The 5,004-nt window shown below is 61.5% G+C and carries 2 protein-coding genes and 1 pseudogene; 2 read left to right on the top strand and 1 reads right to left on the bottom strand.

Annotation, left to right across the window (positions count from 1 at the left end; all coding sequences use genetic code 11):
• Positions 1–3,085, bottom strand: a 3,085-nt coding sequence (locus ACTH3D_RS12340) for a TonB-dependent receptor domain-containing protein (protein WP_441667426.1), incomplete at its 3' end; no start/stop codon positions are given.
• Between the two features lie 398 nt (positions 3,086–3,483).
• Between ACTH3D_RS12340 and ACTH3D_RS12335 the strand changes: the two genes are divergently transcribed.
• Positions 3,484–4,290, top strand: a complete 807-nt coding sequence (locus ACTH3D_RS12335) for a DUF3450 domain-containing protein (RefSeq protein WP_441667425.1) — start codon at positions 3,484–3,486, stop codon at positions 4,288–4,290.
• Positions 4,287–5,004, top strand: a pseudogene (locus ACTH3D_RS12330) (MotA/TolQ/ExbB proton channel family protein); the annotation flags it as partial. The gene ACTH3D_RS12335 and the pseudogene ACTH3D_RS12330, both read left to right, overlap by 4 nt.

Below are 5,004 nucleotides of genomic sequence, written 5' to 3'. Positions count from 1 at the left end.
AGTACTCGTCGGTGACGTTGGTGACGCCCAGGTTCATGCTCAGGTGCGGATTCACGTGGAAGCGCGCATAGGCGTCGTGCAGCAGGGTCTCGTGCCAGAACAGCTGGCGCATGCTGCTCTCCTGCCAGACGTCCGCGCCGTAGCTGGTGTTGAGCAGGTCGTCCAGCTGGTCGTTCTCGGCCTTGGCGTGGTAGGTGGTGCGCCAGCCCAGCTCCAGGCGCCGGTCGAGCAGGCGGGTGCCCAGCTCGGCATTGATGGAATACTTGGGCTGTAGGCTGGTGGCGGTCAGGGTGTCGGGGAAGCCGCCGGTCATGCACTCGGGCACGCGGTTGTAATACACGTCCATGCCGTAGGCGTAGTCTTCGTCGCACAGCTTCTGGTCGAGGCGGTAGGTGGCCCCCAGGCTGCCGAAGAAGCGGCCGCTGTCGAAGCGCGACTGGAACTCGATGCCGCTGAGCCGCTTCTCGTCGAACTGGATGACGTCGAGCGTCGAGGTGCGCTCGATGAAGTCCTCGATGGTGGTGTCGAAGTAGCTCAGGCGCGCGTCGGCCCGGTACAGGGAGGGGAAGAACTGGGTGAGGTCGTGGGCGTAACCGATCTCCCAGTTGGTGCTGCGCTCGGGCTTGCTGGCACCCTGGGTGCTGAGGGTGCCGACCGTGCCGCCCAGGTTCACCGAGGCGATCTCGAAGATGCTGGGGAAGCGGGTGGTCTGGGCATAGCGTGCAAAGAGGGTGCTGTGCGATGCCACCTGGAGCGTGGCCGAGAGCATGGGTGACCAGGCCTCGCCAGACTGCTTCTCGGGAGCGGCCCAGCGCTGATCGGCGGCCAGCTCCTCATAGACGGCGGTACCCGTACGGGGAGTATTCCCTCTGGCGCTGAGCGGAGCCACGACCTCCTGGCCCTCTGAGTTGATCGCGGTAGCCGTTTCGGTCGGGTCGAGGGGGTTGGCGGCGAGGGGGCTCTGCGAGGCATCCAGTTTGCCATCCACCACCGGTACGAATACTTCGCGGTTCCAGTAATAGGCACCATAGGTATCGTCGCGGCCTCGGAAAATTCCGCTCTCTCCCGCGAACTCATCTTGAGCATCTACAGCCGCCCGGAAAGTCGCCATGGCGGGGGTGATGGTTCCATTGTAGGCTGCGTCATAGTCTGCCTGAGTAAGAGCGTTCGCGGTGTCAAAACGGTTTTGTGTTAAGGCGTTCCAAGTGTTGGCTTCGCTTTCCGTTAGCAGCTCACCGTAGCTCAGCTCCACCCCGGTCTTGACCCGATCGGCCGCGGCGTTGGCGATCTGCTGGCGGCGGCGTTCGGCCAGCCCTTCGTCGTAGGAGGAGTAGCGGTTGTAGCGGATGCCGGCGGTCAGGGTCAGCCAGGATGTGGGCTCCCACTCGAAGTTGACGGAGCCGCTGTATTCGCGCCGTTCGCCGGAGCGCGGGCCGTAGTTTTCGGTGGCGTAGTGGAACATGGCGCCGTCCGGGCCAATGCCGCCGCCGCTGGCGGCCATCTCGGCGACCCTTTCGTCGAGGCTCTCGTCCTGGAAGGCGCCGGCCACGGTCATGGCCAGGTTGTCGGTGAGCCGCATGCGGTTGCTGACATCGAAGCCGGCGCGGTCGTGCTCGGTCCACTGGGCGCTGCCGGGGTAGATGGTGCCGTCGTGGTCCGGCTCTTCCGGTTCGGTTCCGCCCAGGTTGGGGTTGAGGCTGGGATCGGTGAAGCAGTTGAAGTAGGGGGCGCCGCTGGGCAGGTTGCCCACGTTGCCGGATCGGCAATAGTCCCAGTCCGCCTTGAGGTCGTTGTAGGCGTCCAGCGCGGGGCTTTCATGTATGTAGTAGGCGCCGCTGCCGGTCTGGTGGCGCACGCCGTCGGTCTTGGTCATCCACAGGCTGCTTTCCAGGTCGATCCATCGCGAGCCTTCGGGCTTCCAGGCGTGGCTGAGCTTGTAGGTGTCCAGGCGCAGTTCGGAGCGCGGGAATTCGGCCACCAGCTGGCCGTCGATGTCCAGGTGTTCCTGTTCGGCAAAGCCCAGCGAGCTCAGCGCCTGCGCCGGCCCGGTTTCGGCGAACTCCAGGTCCAGGCGCATGAAGCTCAGGCCGATCTCGTGGTCGTCGGGCAGGTACCAGTTGTTCTTCACCAGGGTGGTTTCGGTGTCGCTGGAGGTGCTGAGGATCTCGTTGCCGGGATAGTAGAGCTTGGTCAGGTTGGGAAAGTTGGCCTCGGTATCGATGGCGTAGGCATCGTTGTTGGTGTACTTGTCGGCGCCGTGGGTACCGGCAAAGTAGTTGCCCTTGCTGCGCCGGCTGTGCGAGATCAGAAAATCGGTGACCTCGTTGCGGGCGGCGATGGTGAGCATCTCCGTATGGTCGTCGAAGTTGAACCGATCATCGTTGTCCTTGGTGCGCGGCACGGGCTGGGGCACGTTGACGTTGTTGCTGCCGCCCAGTTCGGCCCCCGGAATGTCGCGGTAATCCATGCCGAAGTAGCTGTTGGCATCGACCTGGGGGGCCACCGTGTTGCCGGAGCCTTCCACCTTCACTTCGATGCCGAAGTTGTCGCCTTCGGGGATGATGTCGTCGGCTTCGATGGTCCTGACATTGACCGCGCCGCCCACCCCGCTCTTGATGCCGCGGCTCAACGAGGGGCCCTTTTCCACCTCGATGCTGCGGAACAGGGCCGGATCGACGTAGTTGCGGTTGCCGACGCCATACACCTGCAGCCAGACGTTGGTGGACTGTTCGGTGCCGTCGACGGTGAGCGGTATCCGGCCCTCGCCCGACAGCCCGCGGATGTTCGGCGTGATCGAGTGGCCGTTGCGGGCGTCCATGCTGTACACCCCGTTCATGCCCTTGAAGACATCGCCGGGGTTGGCAGTCTGGAATCGGTCGAGTTCTTCCTTGTCAACGTAAAGGTTGGAGACGTTTTTGGTGTAAACCTCTTCCTGCTTGATTTCGTCGCTATCCCCATCGGCGGTGACCAGGATGGGTTTGAGCTCTTCGGCAGCATCGGCATCAGGGGTGGCGAGCGTGTTTCGTTCAGCGTCGTCTGCCTGCGCTACGCCGGTGCAGGAAATTACCAGAGCCAAAGGGATCACGGGGTGTCTCCACCGATATTTCTGTGAGCTGTGCCTTCTTCTGGTAGGGGGTGTGGACGTCATGGACTGTTTTCTCCTAAACGAGTTTTACTGACAGCGGTGATGGATTAATCCTCCATGGGTAATAGGAATTCATGTTAATGGTAATGATCGTCATTTAGGTATGACAATTGTCATCACTTTTGGGCAATGTGTTGTTACCGAGCCGTTGTGAGTGGCTCTGGTGCCAGGTGCGGAGCGCAGCGAGCAAAGTTATCAGCGGGTTGTTCAATGTTGATCTGTTCACCAGGGTTAGTGTCTGCCTGCCGTCTGAACAAAAACGATTCCTGTTCGCATTGACGGCAATTGTCGTTTCAGCTAGCCTGCTAGCGCGTTTTGCGTACCTTTGGGAGATGAACGTGGTCGACAAATTTACAGGGGGGGTCAGGCTGCAGATTGGGCTGCTTTCCCTCTTAGCCATAAGCCTGGCTGCGAACGCCAGCGATGGTGCGGCGCTATATGATGACGTGTTGGAAGCCCAGCTTACTCAGGCTGAACTTCAGGCGCGTATCGACAGCACCGACGATGAGGTACGCGCCAGGCTTGACGCACTACGTCAGGCCCGTGAGGAGCTGCGTCGGCTAACGGCTTATAACGCTGAGCTGGCACCGCAGGTTGAGGGTCAGGCCAAGACACTTGAACGACGCCTTGCTGCGCTGGACAGCCTGAACGGAACGCGGGAGGCACTGCCTGGTCTGATGCGTAGGTTGCTCGAGCGACTGCGTCTGTGGGTTGAGGCTGACATGCCTTATCTAAAACAGGAGCGCATGGCCAGGGTGGGCAGCCTTGAATCGATGCTTGCTAATGCCGAACTGGGGCTTGCTGAAAAGTTTGAACGCGTACTGGCCGCTTGGCGCAGCGAACTGGATTATGGTCTTGAGTTTGATGCCTGGCGTGGTGAGCTGAGAGTGTCTCAGAGCGGTGCGGCACGAGACGTCGAGTTCCTGAGAGTCGGGCGTGTGGGCTGGTATTACGTGACGCCAGATGGCAGTGAAGGCGGCGTCTGGAAAGTGGAGCAGGCTCGTTGGCAACAGCTCGACAGTGATGGCATTGCCGAGGTGCGTAAGGGGCTTGACATTGTGCGTGAACAGCGCCCGCCTACGTTATTAGACCTGCCGCTCTCTCAGCCTTCTTCCCAATTCGTCGCCGAGGAGCACAGATCATGAGCATTCGCTCGCAAGTGATGCGCGGACTGTTGACCCTGATGCTGTGCAGTTTGCCACTGCTGGTTGCACAAGCACAGTCTCAGTCGGTGGATGGTGATGTGACAGCGGTTTCCGGCGCTCGTGACACGATGCAGACTTTGCGTGAAGAGCGCAAGGCTGCTGAGGCGCGAGATCGTGCGCGGTTAGCCGAGCTGTCACGCGATGCAGATGCGCTGAAGGAGGCATTAGAGGATGCCGGTGCCGCACTCGCCGTGGCGCGCGAACGTCGTCAGATACTGGAAACGCAGCTACAGGCCCAGAGTGATGAGCTAAGCAGGCTCGAGGCTAAGCGAGTGGAGCAGAGTGGTGATCTGGACGCGGTGTTCTCTGCCGTGGCAGGTATCGGTGGCGAGCTTCGTGATGAGCTGTCGCAGAGTTGGCTGACGTTGGGCGGCGAAGCGCAATTGCCATCACGCCTGAGCCGCAGCGATATTCTGGATGTGGGCCAGATCGAATCGCTGGCCGATAGCCTGATAACGTTGACGCGAGAAACCGCACACGTTGTCGGGTTCAGCGCAGAGGTCGCCGGTGCCGATGGCCAGCGACGCGAGCAGGCGGTGGTGCGCATTGGTGGGCAGCTGGCGGCCAGCAATGGTCAGTTGCTGGAGCGCTCCGGTGACGAGGGGCGGCTGGTAGTGACAGGGCATACGCCGCGAGCCGTTGCTGAGCGTCTGG

It is taken from the genome of Halomonas sp., assembly GCF_052095765.1.
Classification (GTDB): domain Bacteria; phylum Pseudomonadota; class Gammaproteobacteria; order Pseudomonadales; family Halomonadaceae; genus Halomonas.
This window is presented reverse-complemented; position numbering and strand designations above follow the sequence as displayed.